17 protein-coding genes are annotated in these 14,749 nt (G+C 72.4%); 5 read left to right on the top strand and 12 right to left on the bottom strand.

Annotation, left to right across the window (positions count from 1 at the left end; all coding sequences use genetic code 11):
• Window positions 1-20 precede the first annotated feature (20 nt).
• The gene (locus K7396_RS00370) at window positions 21-314 is read left to right on the top strand and encodes a hypothetical protein (protein ID WP_086718087.1); all 294 of its coding nucleotides are present in this window, start codon (window positions 21-23) and stop codon (window positions 312-314) included.
• Window positions 315-352: 38 nt separating this feature from the next.
• Complete coding sequence (locus K7396_RS00365; RefSeq protein ID WP_086718085.1) at window positions 353-886, top strand: hypothetical protein; 534 nt, start codon at window positions 353-355, stop codon at window positions 884-886.
• Between the two features lie 134 nt (window positions 887-1,020).
• Here K7396_RS00365 and K7396_RS00360 read toward each other — a convergent pair whose 3' ends face one another.
• Window positions 1,021-2,004, bottom strand: a complete 984-nt coding sequence (locus K7396_RS00360; protein ID WP_086718083.1) for a LysR family transcriptional regulator — start codon at window positions 2,002-2,004, stop codon at window positions 1,021-1,023.
• Window positions 2,005-2,124: 120 nt separating this feature from the next.
• Here K7396_RS00360 and K7396_RS00355 point away from each other — a divergent pair, with 120 nt between their 5' ends.
• Window positions 2,125-2,544 carry a tautomerase family protein gene (locus K7396_RS00355; RefSeq protein ID WP_086718081.1) on the top strand — a complete coding sequence of 140 codons (420 nt, stop codon included), beginning with the start codon at window positions 2,125-2,127 and terminating at the stop codon, window positions 2,542-2,544.
• Between the two features lie 66 nt (window positions 2,545-2,610).
• On the opposite strand, the gene K7396_RS00350 is transcribed toward K7396_RS00355, so the two are convergent.
• The 7 genes from K7396_RS00350 to K7396_RS00320 form a co-directional block, all read right to left on the bottom strand.
• Entirely contained in the window at window positions 2,611-3,321 is a 711-nt protein-coding gene (locus K7396_RS00350) for a haloacid dehalogenase type II (protein ID WP_086718079.1), read from the bottom strand.
• 251 nt (window positions 3,322-3,572) lie between these two features.
• Window positions 3,573-4,844, bottom strand: coding sequence for an adenosylhomocysteinase (locus K7396_RS00345; protein WP_086718075.1), 1,272 nt, complete (start codon window positions 4,842-4,844; stop codon window positions 3,573-3,575).
• Window positions 4,845-4,917: 73 nt separating this feature from the next.
• Entirely contained in the window at window positions 4,918-5,454 is a 537-nt protein-coding gene (locus tag K7396_RS00340; protein WP_086718073.1) for a phosphoribosyltransferase family protein, read from the bottom strand.
• Window positions 5,455-5,505: 51 nt separating this feature from the next.
• Window positions 5,506-6,225: a beta/alpha barrel domain-containing protein gene (locus tag K7396_RS00335; RefSeq protein ID WP_086718071.1), complete on the bottom strand. Its 720-nt coding sequence runs from the start codon at window positions 6,223-6,225 to the stop codon at window positions 5,506-5,508.
• Window positions 6,209-7,288, bottom strand: a complete 1,080-nt coding sequence (gene prs, locus K7396_RS00330) for a ribose-phosphate diphosphokinase (RefSeq protein ID WP_152104255.1) — start codon at window positions 7,286-7,288, stop codon at window positions 6,209-6,211. The genes K7396_RS00335 and prs overlap by 17 nt, the downstream gene beginning before the upstream one ends.
• The gene (locus tag K7396_RS00325) at window positions 7,285-7,959 is read right to left on the bottom strand and encodes an HAD family hydrolase (protein WP_086719465.1); all 675 of its coding nucleotides are present in this window, start codon (window positions 7,957-7,959) and stop codon (window positions 7,285-7,287) included. Before K7396_RS00325 ends, prs begins: the two co-directional genes overlap by 4 nt.
• Window positions 7,956-8,537 (bottom strand): LOG family protein, encoded by a 582-nt coding sequence (locus K7396_RS00320; RefSeq protein ID WP_086719464.1) that lies wholly within the window; start codon window positions 8,535-8,537, stop codon window positions 7,956-7,958. Before K7396_RS00320 ends, K7396_RS00325 begins: the two co-directional genes overlap by 4 nt.
• Before the next feature lie 204 nt (window positions 8,538-8,741).
• On the opposite strand from K7396_RS00320, the gene K7396_RS00315 reads away from it, so the two are divergent.
• The gene (locus K7396_RS00315; RefSeq protein ID WP_086719463.1) at window positions 8,742-9,710 is read left to right on the top strand and encodes a LacI family DNA-binding transcriptional regulator; all 969 of its coding nucleotides are present in this window, start codon (window positions 8,742-8,744) and stop codon (window positions 9,708-9,710) included.
• Between the two features lie 60 nt (window positions 9,711-9,770).
• Complete coding sequence (locus tag K7396_RS00310) at window positions 9,771-10,970, top strand: MFS transporter (protein ID WP_086719462.1); 1,200 nt, start codon at window positions 9,771-9,773, stop codon at window positions 10,968-10,970.
• A gap of 33 nt (window positions 10,971-11,003) precedes the next feature.
• Here the strand turns inward: K7396_RS00310 and K7396_RS00305 are convergent, their stop codons facing one another.
• From K7396_RS00305 to K7396_RS00290, 4 genes are all read right to left on the bottom strand, one after another.
• Window positions 11,004-12,311, bottom strand: a complete 1,308-nt coding sequence (locus K7396_RS00305; protein ID WP_086719461.1) for an MFS transporter — start codon at window positions 12,309-12,311, stop codon at window positions 11,004-11,006.
• Between the two features lie 78 nt (window positions 12,312-12,389).
• A complete protein-coding gene (locus K7396_RS00300; RefSeq protein ID WP_223660348.1) occupies window positions 12,390-12,968 on the bottom strand; it encodes a nitroreductase family protein in 579 nt (192 codons plus the stop codon).
• A 13-nt stretch (window positions 12,969-12,981) separates the two neighbouring features.
• Entirely contained in the window at window positions 12,982-13,962 is a 981-nt protein-coding gene (locus tag K7396_RS00295) for an arginase family protein (RefSeq protein ID WP_086719459.1), read from the bottom strand.
• 160 nt (window positions 13,963-14,122) lie between these two features.
• Window positions 14,123-14,707, bottom strand: coding sequence for an isochorismatase family cysteine hydrolase (locus tag K7396_RS00290; protein ID WP_086719458.1), 585 nt, complete (start codon window positions 14,705-14,707; stop codon window positions 14,123-14,125).
• Window positions 14,708-14,749 lie beyond the last annotated feature (42 nt).

Raw genomic sequence — 14,749 nt, 5'->3', positions numbered from 1 at the left:
AAAGCGGCAACCTGTTTGTCATGTCCAGACACGTCCGTAACGGCAGAAGCGAAGCAGCAAAGGTCATCGTCGTCATCGCGGACCTCACCGCGGTGATCCTCGGTCTGTGGATCCTGTTCGCCCTCCTCGACGCCAACCGCGCCAACGACCTGGTCAGTTGGGTGCAGTCCGCAGCCGCCTGGCTGGCCGGGTGGTCGCACGACCTGTTCACCATGGACACGGACTGGGTGCGCACCGTCCTGAACTACGGACTGCCCGCCGTGGTCTACCTACTCCTGGGACACTTCATCGCCGGGCGGCTCCGGCGCGCCTGATGAGGTGAGGGGGCTTCCCCGCCCGGCGGGCCGACACCATGCCGTCAGCGGCAAGGGGAGCGGAAGGGGACCGGGTGACGGGCGACGGCGCGGGCTTCGAGGTGGCCGACGGCAACGGCCGCCCGCCGGCCGGGCCCACGCCGGCCAGGGCCACGGCGGTCCAGGCCGCGTTCAACGGGTTGCTGCAGATCCGGCGCCTGATGAACGAAGGCGCGGCCGATCCTCTCGCGGTCCCGGCGGACTGGGAACGGCACCACGTGGTGCGTGCCGTCGCCCTGTCCCTGGAGGCGGCAGGCGTGACCCCGTCGGCCGTCGACGAGGAGGGGCAGCGGGTGGCCACGGGGTACTGCGTGCGCGCGGCCGAGGCACCGGGAGTGGCGCGGGTCGAATGGCTGGGGCCGGCCGGCAGCGGCGCCGCCTACGCCGAACAGGAGGCGCTGCGGCACTGTGCAGCGGTGTTGCGCAGGCTGGGATGGGAAGCGCTGGAGTACCGCGGCCCGCGCCGCCGCCGCTACCTCGACGTCGAACCGCCCGCTGCCCGGGGCCTGCCCGAGAGGCCCGGCGGGCGGTGACGCGCGCCCTGAACCGGTCCGACCCCCCTTCCACGAAGGGGTGTCGGACACCCTCAGGAAGGCCACGGGGGCCGGGTGCCGCAGTTGCCCGTCCCGGTGTCGCAGGTGTGGTCGGCCCGTGTGGCAGATCCGGTTCACGGGGCATGCCGGGGCAACGGCTGTGGCGCCCCTGCCTCCCTGGCTTCCCCCGCATCCCTGTCCCTTGCTTCCCCTGCAACCCCTGCCTCCTCCGGCACGGGTGACAGCGAAGCGACGCGGGCCAGATGACTGACGGCCGAATCCGCCAAGGCCCGGATCGCCGGGTGCCAGGGCCGGTTCGACGGCCCGGTCAGGACGAGGCGGCGCGAGGTCTGCGGCGCCAGCGGCAGCAGGACCAGGTCGGACGGGATCAGGGAACGGGACACCTCGGACAGGACGGTCACGCCGATACCCGCCTGCACCATGCTGATCAGGGTCGCCAGGTCCCGCACCCGGTGCGTGGGGGAGAAGCGCAGCCCGGCCAGGCCGTGGATCGTACGGATGCGGGCCTCGCAGCCGTTGGGCGAGATCAGGAACTGGTCGTCCTCCAGGTCGCGGAGGTCGACGAGCGGCTCGTCCGCCAAGGGGTGGTCCCGGGGCAGCAGCGCCCGGTAGGCGTCCTCGGCGAGCTGGACACCGGGGCCGGGCGGCGGGTCGATCAGGACGGCGGCATCGGTCGTGCCGTCCGCCAGCCAGCCCGCGACCTCGGCGCTGTCGCCCTCGAAGACCCGCACCGTGATCCGCGGCTGTTCGTCGCGCCAGTGCCGGAGCAGGCCGGGGACCAGCCCCTGGCAGACGGTCGGTGTGGCGGCCAGCCGTACGGTGCCGGTCATCGTCCCGGTGGCCTCGGCCGCGATCTGCTCCACGGACCGGGCCGCCGACAGCGCGAGGCGGGCGTGCGGCAGGACCCGCGCGCCGAGCGCCGTGGTCCGCGCCGGGGTGGCGCGGACCAGCAGCGGGGCGGCCAGCTCGCGCTCCAGGGCGGCGACCGCGTGCGACACCGCTGATTGGCTCATGCCCAGTTCGGCGGCGGCCGCGCTGAAGCCGCCCGCGTCGACGACGGCGAGGAACGCCCTCAACTGGGGAAGGTTCACGGTCATGCGAGGGCCTCATGGGTCTATGACATCTATGCGTTGGATCTATGGTGCCAGGTTGGCGAGGCTTGATCCGTGCCGCCGGATCCGGCGGCCGACACACTCCAGCACGAGCCGAGGAGAGCCATGCCGTACATCCGGGTCACCGTCCCCGACCCCGACCTCCCCGCCGACGTCCGGAGCGCCCTCGCCGAGGGGCTGACCGGGCTGGCGGTCTCCGCCCTGCGGAAAGCGGGTGCGCGCACCATCGTCCACCTCAACCTGGTCCCGGCCGGCAGCTACTTCGTGGACGGCAAACCCCTGACCGGCACCCGTGACGCGCATGTGGAGGCCAGCATCACCGCGGGCACGAACAGCGCCGCGGAGAAGGCCGCCTTCATCGCAAGGGCCCATGAACTGCTGTCGGACCTCCTCGGCCCGCTGCCCCGGGCCGGTGTCGCGCTCCACGAACTCCACCCCGAGAGCTACGGCTACCACGGGATCACCCAGTTCGACTTCTACCGCCGTGCCGGGAACGCACCGGCTGCTGCCCCCGCCACCCGCTGACGTCCCGCTGCCCGGCCCCGTCCCGACCGACACCTCGCGCCCGGCCCCGCACGCCCCGCGCCCCGGTCAGCCCGTCGCCCCCAGCGCGCGGGCCAGGCCGGGGACGTCGTCGGCGACCAGGTCGACCCCGGCGGGCGGAGCGACCCGCGCGGCGTCCGGCCCCCACTCCAGCGGGCGCGGGATGTACGCGGTACGGAGCCCCGCCGCCGCGGCCGCTTCGAGGTCGTCGGGGTGGCAGGCCACCATGAGGAGCCGTCGCGGCTCCACTTCGAGCAGCTCGGCGGCCATGAGGTAGACGCGGGGGTCGGGCTTGTAGGACCTGGCCAGCTCGGCCGACAGGACGCAGTCGAAGCGCAGCCCCGCCTGTTTGGTGAGGCGTGCGAGCGGGCCGACCCCGCCGTTGGACAGCGTCGCGGTCAGCACACGGGTGGTGTGCAGCAGCTCCAGCCCGGGAGCGGCGTCGGGCCAGGGGCGCAGACGGTGCCAGGCCCGTACGAGCGCATCGCGTTCGGCGCCGTCGAGGGCGTCGAGCCCGTGCCCGGCCAGGGCCTCGTCGAGCGTGAGCCGGTGCAGAGCGTCCAGCGGCCGCCAGGGCAGCTCTCCGCCCAGCACCCGCTCCAGCGCCGGGCGGTAGCGCCGTCGCCAGGTGTCGGCGACGGCCGGCCAGTCGGCCTCCAGTCCGGCCCGGCCGCCGATGTCGGCCAGCGCGCCGGCCACGCCGGACCGCCAGTCGGTCAACGTCCCGAACACATCGAACACGGCGGCATCAACGTCCATCCGGCATCCCCCGACCCTTCAACGCGGCATCCCTCGCACCGACTTGGTGCGCTTCCGATCATGCCGTACGTCATCGGCCCGTGGGCGCGACTCGGGTGCGCGAGGGGGTGCGTTGCTGTGACGCGGACGAGCGGGGTCGCGGCGCAGGAAGCTTGAACGGACGAAGCGACCGGTTGCCCTTCCCACCGCACCGGCCACGGGGGCAGGGGTGAGCCCGCCGCCGCGGCCGGTGCCGCCCCGGGAGGGGGCCGTCAGGCGCTGCCCTGGTCCCAGGAGCGCAGGTAGGCGATCTGTTCCTCGCTCAGGGTGTCGATGCCGACGCCCAGTGTCCGGAGTTTGAGGTCGGCCACGTGGTCGTCGATGTCCGCGGGCAGGGCGTGCACCCGGCGGTCCATGTGGGCGGCGTTCCGGAGGAGGTACTCGCAGCCCAGGACCTGGTTGGTGAAGGACATGTCCATCAACGTGGCCGGGTTGCCCTCGGCGGCGGCGAGGTTCACCACTTCGCCGCCGGCGAGGAGGGTGATGCGCCGGCCGTTCGCGAGGGTGTACTGGTCGACGCCGGGGCGGGGGCGGGTGTGCTTGCGGGCCGCGGCGCGCAGCGCCGGCACATCGATCTCGACGTCGAAGTGCCCGGAGTTGCACACGATGGCACCGTCGGGCATCAGCGCGAAGTGCTCGGCCCGCAGGACGTTCTTGCTGCTGGTGACCGTGATGAAGAGGTCACCGAGCTCCGCGGCACGGTCCATCTCCATGACCCGGTATCCGTCCATCACGGCCTCCAGGGCCCGGACGTGGTCCACCTCGGTCACCAGGACATCGGCGCCCATCCCGCGGGCCCGTGCCGCCACGCCCTTGCCGCACATCCCGTAACCGGCCACGACCACCCGTGAGCCGGCCACCAGCGTGTTCGTCAGGCGCAGGACGGCGTCCATGGTGCTCTGGCCGGTGCCGTAGCGGTTGTCGAAGAGGTGCTTGGTACGCGCCTCGTTGACCGCGATGACGGGGTAGCGCAGCAGCCCGTCGGCCTCCAGGCTGCGGATGCGCTGGATGCCCGCCGTGGTCTCCTCCAGGCCCGCGACGACGTCGGACGCGGCGTCGGTGCGCGCGCCGTGCAGCAGGCCGGTCAGATCCGCGCCGTCGTCGATGACCAGGTGCGGGCGGGCGTCCAGGACGCGGTGGCAGTGTGCGGCGTAGGTCTCGCGGTCCTCGCCCTGGATGCCGTGGACGTGCACCCCCTGCCGGGCCGCGTAGGCGGCCACCGCGTCGTTCGTCGTCCGTACGTTGGAGGCGCACAGGAAGACCTCGGCGCCGCCGGCCTGCAGGGTCAGGGCGAGATTGGCGGTCTCGGTCGTGATGTGCACGGCGATCGCGATGCGCCGGCCCGCGAAGGGCTTCTCCGCGGCGTAGCGCTCACGTAACCGCGCCAGGATGGGCATCGACTGGGCCGACCAGTCGCACAGTCCTTCACCATGGTCGGCGAGGCCCATGTCGGCGACCTCGCTGGCATGGATGGTGGGTGTCATCGGGCAACTCCTACGTCGTCCTGTCGGGTGCGGGTGGTCAGGAGGTACGTGTACGGGGACGGGCGTCGCCGCACTAGCCCGGGAAGACGGGCAGGTGCAGCAGCGACTCCACCTCCGGCCTGCGCTCGCCCTCGGTGGCCACGGCCAGCACCTGCCGCACGGTGCCGCCGGCCGTGGCGACGAGTTCATGGAGCGCGGTCAGGGTGCCGCCGCTGCTGACGACCTCGTCGACGAGGGCGACGCGGCGGCCCTCGACGAGCGCCACGTCGTCGTCGCCGAGGAAGAGTTCCTGCCTGCCCGGTGTTCCGATGCTCTGCACCGGGACACGGAGCGGCTTGACCATGTTCGGGCGCAGCTTCTTGCGGGCGATCGCGTAGGGACGCCCGGAGTGCTCGGCGAGCTCGTGGGCGAGCAGGATGCCCCCGGTCTCCGGGCCGACGATGACATCGATGTCCGTCGGCATCCGCTCGGCCAGCGCGCGGGCGCAGGCGACGGTGAGTTCCACGTCGCCGTACAGCTTGAGGAAGGCGATCCGGGCGTCGTCCGCCACCCGGACGATCGGCAGCTCGCGGCGGACGTCGCCGATGGTGATGGGATGGGTGGGCGTCATGAAGGGCCGTCCTTGGTCTTCGTCGGTCGGGGAGGGGAGGGGCGCCGGAGGTCAGGCGGGGGAGAGGGCGGAGAGCGCCAGGGCCAGTTCGTCCAGGCGGTTGTCCGCCGGGCCGCGCTGCGGGAAGACCGTGCTGCCGAGGACGAGTTGACCGGCGCCGGCGGACACCAGCCGGGCGACCGTGGCCGGTCCGACCGCCCCGTCGGCCTCCACCCGCTGCACCGTCCCGCGCTCGCGCAGCTCGGCGGCCTCGGCCAGGGTCAGCAGGGCCTCGTCGCGGAACGGCCGCCCCGCACCGCCCGGTTCGACGCTCATCACCGTCAGCTGGGCGGGGTTCAGCCGCTCGACCAGCGCCCGGTCGATTCCCTCGCCCGGGTCGACGACCAGGCCGACCTCGGTGGGTCCGGCGGCGATGCGCCGTAAGCAGTCCAGTACCTCGGGGGTGACGGTCCGCTGGTGGACGCAGACCGTGGCCGCGCCCCGCTGCGCGGCCTGCTCCAGCAGGTCACCGGGGCGGTGCAGCATGGCGTGGACGTCGATCGGCAGGCCGCAGGTGGCCGCCAGATCGCTGATGGTCTCCAGGGGCAGCCCCACGTTCCGTCCGAACGCCGGGTCGATGAGATCGACGTGCAGCCGGCTGATCCCCAGCGTCCGCAGGGTCTCGATGTGTGCGCCGAGCCTGGTCTGGTCGAGGCAGACCACGGACATCGACAGGACCGGGCTCAGCGCGGTCGGGGGAACGGATTCGAGCAGCTCAGTGGGAGCCGGCATGCGCAGTGGGCCTTTCCGCTAAGGGGGCGTGGTCGGGGAGCACGTGGGAGGCGACGGCGTCGGCGATCAACGGCAGGACCGCGGTGACGTCGAGGCCGGTGATACGGGGGCGGTGGCCCGCCGCGTCGGTGGTGAGCACGCGGTGCAGCGTCCCGTCCCGCAGCGCGGCGGCCAGTCGCTGTTCGCCGGTGGCGGTGGGGCGCAGATGCGTCGCCGCGCAGAGCACCTGACACCCCTCGAACTCGGCCCGTACCAGCCGGGCCACCGCCAGCATCGTGCCCGCACTGGTGATCAGGTCGTCGACGATGATGACGCGGTCGGCGGGGCCGGGCGGCGACGACGTGAGGGCGGCCGTGACGGAGTCCGGACCGGTGCGCCGCTTGGTGGCGGTGACCACCGGGAGGTGCAGCCGGTCGCCGAGCCGCCGGACCTGCCGGGCGGCCCCCGCGTCCGGGGCCACGAGCACCGTACGGCCGGGCAGGACCCAGGGCCGCACCAGCGCCAACAGCGCCTGATCCGAGGGGAGTTGCACCAGGTTCAGGGGCCCGCTGAGTGGTCCGAGCCGGTCCTCTGCGCCCGAGGCGAGGGTGATGAGTGTGTCGATGCCCGCGGTCGCGGCGAGCTGCGCCAGCAGGCCGGCCATGATCGGGCGGCGTTCACCGGGGACATGCCGGTCGTGGCGCGCGTACGCGAGGTGCGGCACGACGGCGGTCACCTTGCGCGCCCCGTGCTCCCGGTAGGCGCGGGCCACCGCCAGCAGCGCCAGCACGGACCGGTCGACCTGCTCGGCGGGTCCGGTCAGGGACTGGTGCACGAGCACATGGGCGCCGGTGGGGTCCCCGGGCAGGTCCACGCACAACTCCCCGTCGGGGAAGCGCCCGTCGACCCGTTCGTGCACCTCGGTGGTCAGCCCTCGCCGGCCCAGGGCGTCGTGGAAGGCGTCCAGCCCGCCCGGGAAGTCGTCGGCGAAGGACCGGCACAGCACGGTGAGGGCGCCGGTCCCGGCCGGGGGCGGTTCGGTCGCCGCGGCCGCGGTACGGCCGGTGGGGTGCCGGGCACTCATGACACGAACTCCGCGGCGGGGCAGACCAGGCGCAGCGCCTCGCGCAGGTCGTCGCCCCGGTAGTGGTACGCGGCCAGTTCGGTGAGGGCGGGGGAGGCGTTGACGGCGACCGTGCGCGGCAGGGTGCGGAAAAGCGGCAGGTCGGACATCGAGTCGCCGAAGGCGATGACGTCGTCGGGGGTGATGCCCAGGCCGGCCCGCAGCCGGTCGACGATCAGCGGCTTGTCCTCGGGGTCGAGGATGTCGCGGGGGTAGTCCGACGCGAAGATCCGGTCGAATCCGTCGAAGCACTCGGCGAACTCCCGGTGCGACATCGTCACCAGGACGGTCGTCGTCCCCTGCGCGCGCAGCCAGGTCAGACAGTCCTGGATGCCGTCCAGGAAGCGCGCGGCCTCGAAGGCCCGGCGGTAGACGGTCTCGCCGCCCGAGCTCCAGCACCGCAGCGCGCTGACCGCGAAGGCGCGGCTGTCGATCTCCCCGCGGCCGTAAGCCGCTTCCAGGTCGTGGATGTCCGCGTGCCTGCCGACCACCCGGGCGATCTCCCGGCAGGACGTCGTCTCCGGGAGCAGGGTCCCGTCGAGGTCGAACACGGCGAGGGCGGGCGCGGGGGACGCGGCATCGGACGGCCGGGAGGGGGCACCCGCTGCTGCCGGACGGCGTGCTGTGGTCATGCCTCCGCCACCTCCTCGAAGAGGTGCGGCAGCGCACGGTGGCCCGAGAGGCGCGAGAGCAGGACGTGCGGATCCTCCTCGACGATGACGTTGTCGAGGTAGCGCCGGTGCACGAAGCCTTCGCCGGCGGCGTGTTCCAGGAACCTCAGGAGCGGCGTGTAGTAGCCGTTGGTGTTCAGCAGGGCGCACGGTTTGGCGTGCAGGCCGAGCTGGGCCCACGTCAGGACCTCGAACAGCTCCTCCGCGGTGCCGAAGCCGCCCGGCATCGCCACGAAGGCATCGCCCAACTGAGCCATCAGGGCCTTGCGTTCGTGCATGGTGTCGACGACGCGCAGCTCGGTGAGGGCGGTGTGGGCGACCTCGAAGCGGACGAGGCTCTGCGGGATCACTCCGGTGACGCGGCTGCCGCCGAGGAGCGCCGCGTCCGCCACGCACCCCATCAGGCCGGTGGACGCACCGCCGTAGACCAGATCCATGTCGGCCCGCGCCAGTGCCTGCCCTAATTGACGCGCTGCGTCCGCGTATCCGGGGTGCTCGCCGAGTGAGGCTCCGCAGTACACGGTGACGGCCGATTTCATTGAGATCTCCATGCGCCGGAAGTCGCTGACCGATGTCTCGGATCGAGCGGCATCATACGTATGATGTGGCGCCACCAGATCATACGTATGATGTCCCGCGCAAGATGCAACGGAAGCTGAACGTCCGGGATTCGCACGGGAGATGGGGCACTGTTGTCAGAAGGACTCGGCAGGGCAGGGAACCCGCCGGCCGGCGCGCACCAGATGACAAGCAAGGACCTTGCCAGGACACTTGGGGTGTCACAGGCCACCGTCTCGCTGGTGATGGCGGGAAAGTGGCGTGGACGGGTCTCGGCCACAATGGCGAAGAAAGTTCTGGATGCGGCGGTCGACATGGGCTATCGACTCAATCTCTCGGCACGAAGTCTGCGATTAGGACGAACCGGCACCGTGATGCTGGTCGTCCCCTCCCTGACGAACCCGCATTTCGCCGATGTGCACAGCGGAGCGGCCCGCGCCGGTGCCGAGCGCGGCATCGGGGTGATCGTCTATCCCCTCAACGGCGAGGACGGCAAAGGACCGTTCCCCTTTCCCCGGCAGGCCATCGACGGCGTCCTCGCCTGTGCCGTCTCCGCCGACAGCATCGACCGGCTCCGGGACGGCGTCGCCATGGTGGCCCTGGACAGCGACCCGGACGCCGGCGTCTGCTCGGTCACCATGGAGGTGGCGGCCGGGATGCGGTCCGCCGTGGACCACCTCGTCCGCCTCGGGCACCGGCACCTCCTGCATGTCCGCGCCCAGCGCGACGCCTGGACGTTCACCCAGCGCACCGCGGCCTTCGACGGCCGGATCGCGGCACACCCCCGGGTACGGGGACGCAGCCTGGCCGTGCCCTTCGACGGCGCACGGACACGGGAGCTGATCCTCGCCAGACTGCGCGACGACACCTCGGTGACCGGCATCATCTGCGACGACGACAACCTGGCCGCCTGCGCCTACTCCGCCGCGCACGGCCTGGGACTGTCCATTCCCGGCGATCTCTCCGTCATCGGATTCGACGACCTGCCCCTCGCCTCCCTGCTGGTCCCCGCCCTGACGACGGTGCGCCTGCCCTCCCAGGAGCTGGGCCGCCTGGGCATGGAGAGGTTCCTGCGCCACGACACCGCGACGGCCAGGACGGTGCTGCCGATCGAGTTCGTCGAACGGGCCTCGGTGGGGCCGCCGGGACGGTGAGGGGCTGTCCGCATTCCTGACACACCATCAGCAATTCCCTGCCTGAGGAGTATCTGCCGTATGCCCCTGGCGATCCTTGCCCTGGCCATCAGCGCTTTCGCGGTCGGCACGACCGAATTCGTGATCATGGGATTGCTCTCGGACGTGGCGGCCGACCTGTCCGTCTCCGTGCCCGTGGCCGGCCATCTCGTCTCCGGCTACGCCCTCGGCGTCGTGGCCGGCGCACTTCCGCTCGCCGCCCTGACCACCCGATTACCCCGCCGCGCCGTCCTGGTGCTCCTGATGTCCGTCTTCGTCGGGGGCAACCTCCTCGCCGGAGTGGCCCCCGGATACGGCCTGCTGCTGGCCGCCCGCGTGCTGGTGTCGCTGGCCCACGGCGCCTTCTTCGGCGTCGCCTCGGTCACCGCCGCCGACCTCGTCGCCCCGGACCGGCGGGCCACGGCCATCTCCCTCATCTTCAGCGGCATGACCGTCTCGACGATCCTCGGCGTACCGCTGGGCACGCTCGTCGGCCAGCACTTCGGCTGGCGGGCCACCTTCCTGAGCGTGGCGCTCGTGGGATTCCTCGGGCTCCTCAGCATCCTCGTCCTGCTGCCCGCCCGGCCCCGTCCGGCGGCCGGGGGACTGCGCACCGAACTGCGCGCGTTCCGCCGGCGGCAGGTGTGGGTCACGCTCCTCGTCACCACGCTGGTCTCCGCCGCCATTTTCGCCTCGTTCACCTACATCGAGCCGATGCTCGTGACGGTGACCGGGTTCGCGCCGGCCGCCGTCACCGTGATTCTCATGCTCTACGGCGTCGGGATGTCCGTCGGCAACCTGCTGGGCGGGCACTTCGCCGGAAAGTTCCCCGTCGGCACGCTGCACACCACCCTGACCGCACTGGCGGTGCTGCTCGCGGTCCTCGCCTACAGCATCCACTTCCGGACACCCGCGGTGATCACCCTGACGCTGCTGGGACTGTGCGGCACCGCCGCGATCCCCACCCTGCAGCACCGCATCATGCAGGTGGCACCCACGGCCCGCACGCTCGCCTCGGCCGCGAACGTCGCCGCACTCAACGTCGGCAACGCACTCGCGGCCTGGCTCGGCGGCCTCGCCATCGACGCGGGCTTCGGCTACGCCTCGCCCAACCTCGTCGGTGCCCTGCTCGCCATAGCCGCCACCGTCATCGCCGTCGTCACGCACCTCACCGGCCCCGGGCCGGACGCGGAGCGGACCACGCCACGCACCGGAACGCAGGCGCCGACCCGCGCACCCTGACGAGGGCGGCGGCCGCGGCCCGAGAGCCCCGGGTCAGTCGGCCGGAGCGGCGGCGGCCGCGGCCCTCCGGCGCGGCGGGCGGGTGAGCGCCGGGGTCACCAGGCCCGTGAGTGCCAGCAGGGCGGCCAGCCCGATCCAGCCGGCCGGACCCACGTCCACGACGGCCATCACCAATACCGCCGGACCCGCCACCGTCACTCCGGTGGCCCCCAGTTGATAGACACTCAGGTAGTAGGTGCGCTGCGCCTCGGGGGCGAGCCCGTAGGAGATCCCCCAGCCGCCCGCCGACTGCCACAGCTCGCCCAGGGTCAGCGCGACCGCGGCCAGCAGCAACAAGGCCGTGGCCGTCACCCCGTCCACCGACCGGGTGCACGCCACGAGCAGGCAGAAGACGGCCAGCGCCAGCCCCGCGAGCCGCTGCTTGCGGCCGGCGCGGCGCAGCTCGTCCCCGCCCTTGCTGAGCCGGATCTGCAACAGCACCGCCATCACGGTGTTGATCGTCAGCGCCACCCCGACGAGTGCGCGCGGCGCGTCGGTCCGGGTCACGATCCACAGCGGAAAGGCCACGGACAGGATCGGCATGTGGGCGTACAGGATCCCGTTGGTGAGGGACAGCAGCACGAACCGCACGTCCTTGAACGGCAGCAGCTTCGCCCCCCGCTCCCGGGGCATGTGGTCCGTCGCCCGGCGCGGCAGCCGCAGCCTCAGCAGCAGGATCCCCGAGACGAGGAACCCCAGTGCGTTGACGAACACGAACGCGACATAGGCGCGCGGGGACGCCCAGGTGATCACGGCGGTGGCGGCCAGGGCGGAGAGCGCGTAGGCGGAGTTGCGCGCCACCGCGACCACCGCCATGGCCCCCACCATCGAGCCCTCCTCGCTGGTGGCCCCCGCGACCGACTGGATGATCGGCATCGCGGCCCACTCGACCGCGCCGACCAGACAGGCCACCACGAGGAACCACCGGAAGTCGTCGACCAGCGGGTAGACCAGGAACGCCGCCGCCCGCCACAGCTGCAGCGCCACCAGCACCGGCCCGTCGCCGAACCGGTCCGCGAGCCAGCCGATGGGCACGGCGCACACCAGCCCCACCAGGCCCGCGATCGACAGCCCCAGCCCGACCTGCGCGTTGGTCAGCCCGATGACCTGTGTGTAGAAGAGCGCGGAGCCCGCGAGGAAGATGCCCCGGCCCGCGGCGTCGACAAAGGCGACCAGCAGGAAGATACGCGCCGCCCGCCCCTGCGGAACGCCGGATGCGAGCCGCCGCGCCCATGCGGAGGGGCCCTGTCCGGGCGGGCGGGACGGGGCGTGCGGCGGCGTCAACTCGTCACTCGGTTCCACTGGTACGTGCTGCCTTTCTCGTCCGGCACGGGCCGGGTACGTCGGATCTGCGAGGGCCCCGCCGCCGGGCTCCCGCTGTCACGGACCGGCGGGTCCGCCCGTCCTGGCGGCGGTGACCGCCGCGGCGTCGAAGGCCGAGACCTTGGCCGCCACGTCCTCGCGCGGCCGCCGCGAGCGCCGCGCCTTCTCGTCGGGGGTGCCGATGTCCAGGGAACCCAGCACCCGTTCGGCGGACGAGAGCCCCAGGAGTTCGCGGACGCCCGTACTGCGGCACAGCGCTCCGGTCCGCCAGATGCTGCCGTAGCCACGGGCGTGCAGCAACATCATCATGGCGTACACCATCGAGCTGGTCCCCGCGAGCTGTTCCCACTCCTGGACACGGTGGTCCGGACGCGGAACGAAGATCAGCACCGCTTTGAGCGGCGAGCGCAGCATCTTCCGCCGGACCCGGTCCCGCTGGTCCGGCGGCCCCTCCGCCGCCAGGCAGTCGCCGAGCGCCGCGCGCCCGTCGCCGCGCAGCAGCACCCATCGCCACGGCCGGAGGGCACCGTGGTCGGGCGCGGTGGCCGCGCCGCCCAGCAGGTAGGTGAACTCCGCGTCGGTGGGGCCCGGATCGCTGAGCAGATGGCTGCTGCGCCGCGTCAGGATGGCTGTCATGACGTCCACGGCGTCACTCCTCGGGGAGACGGGCCGGATGCGCTACGGGGCTGCCGCCCGGGGAGGCGTCCCGGCTCGGTCCCTGGGCACGGGCCGCGATCCGGGCGAGGTACGTCGTGGTGAGCGACATGACCGCGTGTCCCGTCATGCCGCCCACGTCGTGGGCAGGGGCGAACTCCACGATGTCGTAGCCCAGTACGGGCTCGGGCAGGGCCTCGAGGAGGCCGATCAGCTCACCCGTCCCGATCCCGCCGGCCACCGGCGTGCCGGTGCCGGGGACGCACGAGGCGTCGAGCACATCGATGTCGAGCGAGACATAGAAATGGCCGACCCGTTCGCCGATGTCGGCCAGATGTCGCCGGTAGCTCTCCCGGGCGGCCCGCGGATCGTCCGCGAAGTGCGCCGCCCGGACCTCGCGGATGCCGTGCTTCTCGATGAAGTCGACCTCGCCCGCGTCGTAGGCGCGCGTGCCGACCAGCAGGACGTTCTCCGGGGCGACCGCCCCGTCCTCGATGATGCGGCGCAGCGGCGAGCCGTGGGAGATCCCGGAGCCCTGGTAGCCGTCGAGGACGTCCGGGTGGGCGTCGAACCAGACGAGGCCGAGGGACCGGCCGGCGCCCGCGGCCGCCACGATGGGGTAGGTGATCGAGTGGTCGCCGCCGTAGGTCAGGACGGGCACCGTGACCTCACGGAAGACCCGTTGGTAGACCTCGGAGAGGTGGGCGATCGATCGGGGCAGGTCGAACCGCCAGGTCGGGATGTCGCCGAGGTCCCGCAGCCGGACCGCGGAGGCGTCGCGGCCGTGGCGGTCGATCGTCTTGAGACGGGGCGTCAGCTCCCGGACCCTGGACGGTCCGAGGGAGGCGCCGCCCGCGCCGCCCGCCCCTCCTTCGAAGGGCACGCCGATGACCACGAGGTCCGGTTCCTGCCGGGCGCCGGGGGGCAGCGCGAGCCCGTTCCAGGCGTGGGCCCCCGCTGTCACTGCCACGTCCATGGGACGCCTCCTCAAGGATTGCGCGCGGGAGCTCGCCGGAGCCGGGCACGGTGACGGTGTCGGCGGCGCGCCGGATGCTGCTCCCGCGGTGTGCGGTTGATCTGCGAAAACGGCCGTCCGAACGGGCCGGCGGCGGGTGCCGTCCTGGGGCGGGTGCGCCTCAGGGCAGCGCGGCCACCGAGAAGTCGAACCCCTCGTCGCTGCTGATCCGCCGGGTCACCTCGGTCATCGGGGCCACCACGGCGCAGTAGGACGCCAGCCACTCCAGGGCCCGGGTGCGGTCCTCGTCGCGGGTGGAGACCACGCCGTCGGAGGGCACGACCACGTTGTAGCCGCGGAAGTGCGCGTCCGCCGCGGTTGTCTGGATGCAGACCTGCGCCTGCATCCCCGTGATGATCACGGTGTCGATGTCGTTCTTCTGCAGGTAGTCGTGGAGGTCCGTCTCGAAGAAGCCGCTGTCCTTCTTCTTCTCCATGACGAGGTCGCCGGGCTCCACGAACTCCGGGAGCAGCTCGGCCCCGGGGGTGCCGCGCAGCACGGGGATCCGGCCGTCGTGGTACTCGATCTTCTTGTCGTCCTCGTCGTAGACCAGCTGCAGATGGATCACCGTGACCTGGAGTTCCCGCATCCGGCTCAGGAACTCCTGGAAGGCGGGAGTCATCTTCTCCACGTTCGCCTTGCGCTGCTCGTTCTTGTCGACCAGGTCGCGCTGGAGGTCGTTGGTGAGGATCGCGTATCGGGGCATGCGCCTTCCCTGGTTCGGGGAGTTGGAGGTTCTCGAAGCGGT

Origin of the sequence: Streptomyces angustmyceticus, from assembly GCF_019933235.1 — a bacterium.
Classification (GTDB): Bacteria; Actinomycetota; Actinomycetes; order Streptomycetales; family Streptomycetaceae; genus Streptomyces; species Streptomyces angustmyceticus.
This window is presented reverse-complemented; position numbering and strand designations above follow the sequence as displayed.

What these genes read in the sequence shown, in the direction of transcription:
- K7396_RS00370 (WP_086718087.1), top strand. Translation starts at nt 21, where the DNA reads ATGTCCAGACACGTCCGTAACGGCAGAAGCGAAGCAGCAAAGGTCATC.
- K7396_RS00365 (WP_086718085.1), top strand. Translation starts at nt 353, where the DNA reads ATGCCGTCAGCGGCAAGGGGAGCGGAAGGGGACCGGGTGACGGGCGAC.
- K7396_RS00360 (WP_086718083.1), bottom strand. Translation starts at nt 2,004, where the DNA reads ATGACCGTGAACCTTCCCCAGTTGAGGGCGTTCCTCGCCGTCGTCGAC.
- K7396_RS00355 (WP_086718081.1), top strand. Translation starts at nt 2,125, where the DNA reads ATGCCGTACATCCGGGTCACCGTCCCCGACCCCGACCTCCCCGCCGAC.
- K7396_RS00350 (WP_086718079.1), bottom strand. Translation starts at nt 3,321, where the DNA reads ATGGACGTTGATGCCGCCGTGTTCGATGTGTTCGGGACGTTGACCGAC.
- K7396_RS00345 (WP_086718075.1), bottom strand. Translation starts at nt 4,844, where the DNA reads ATGACACCCACCATCCATGCCAGCGAGGTCGCCGACATGGGCCTCGCC.
- K7396_RS00340 (WP_086718073.1), bottom strand. Translation starts at nt 5,454, where the DNA reads ATGACGCCCACCCATCCCATCACCATCGGCGACGTCCGCCGCGAGCTG.
- K7396_RS00335 (WP_086718071.1), bottom strand. Translation starts at nt 6,225, where the DNA reads ATGCCGGCTCCCACTGAGCTGCTCGAATCCGTTCCCCCGACCGCGCTG.
- prs (WP_152104255.1), bottom strand. Translation starts at nt 7,288, where the DNA reads ATGAGTGCCCGGCACCCCACCGGCCGTACCGCGGCCGCGGCGACCGAA.
- K7396_RS00325 (WP_086719465.1), bottom strand. Translation starts at nt 7,959, where the DNA reads ATGACCACAGCACGCCGTCCGGCAGCAGCGGGTGCCCCCTCCCGGCCG.
- K7396_RS00320 (WP_086719464.1), bottom strand. Translation starts at nt 8,537, where the DNA reads ATGAAATCGGCCGTCACCGTGTACTGCGGAGCCTCACTCGGCGAGCAC.
- K7396_RS00315 (WP_086719463.1), top strand. Translation starts at nt 8,742, where the DNA reads ATGACAAGCAAGGACCTTGCCAGGACACTTGGGGTGTCACAGGCCACC.
- K7396_RS00310 (WP_086719462.1), top strand. Translation starts at nt 9,771, where the DNA reads ATGCCCCTGGCGATCCTTGCCCTGGCCATCAGCGCTTTCGCGGTCGGC.
- K7396_RS00300 (WP_223660348.1), bottom strand. Translation starts at nt 12,968, where the DNA reads ATGACAGCCATCCTGACGCGGCGCAGCAGCCATCTGCTCAGCGATCCG.
- K7396_RS00295 (WP_086719459.1), bottom strand. Translation starts at nt 13,962, where the DNA reads ATGGACGTGGCAGTGACAGCGGGGGCCCACGCCTGGAACGGGCTCGCG.
- K7396_RS00290 (WP_086719458.1), bottom strand. Translation starts at nt 14,707, where the DNA reads ATGCCCCGATACGCGATCCTCACCAACGACCTCCAGCGCGACCTGGTC.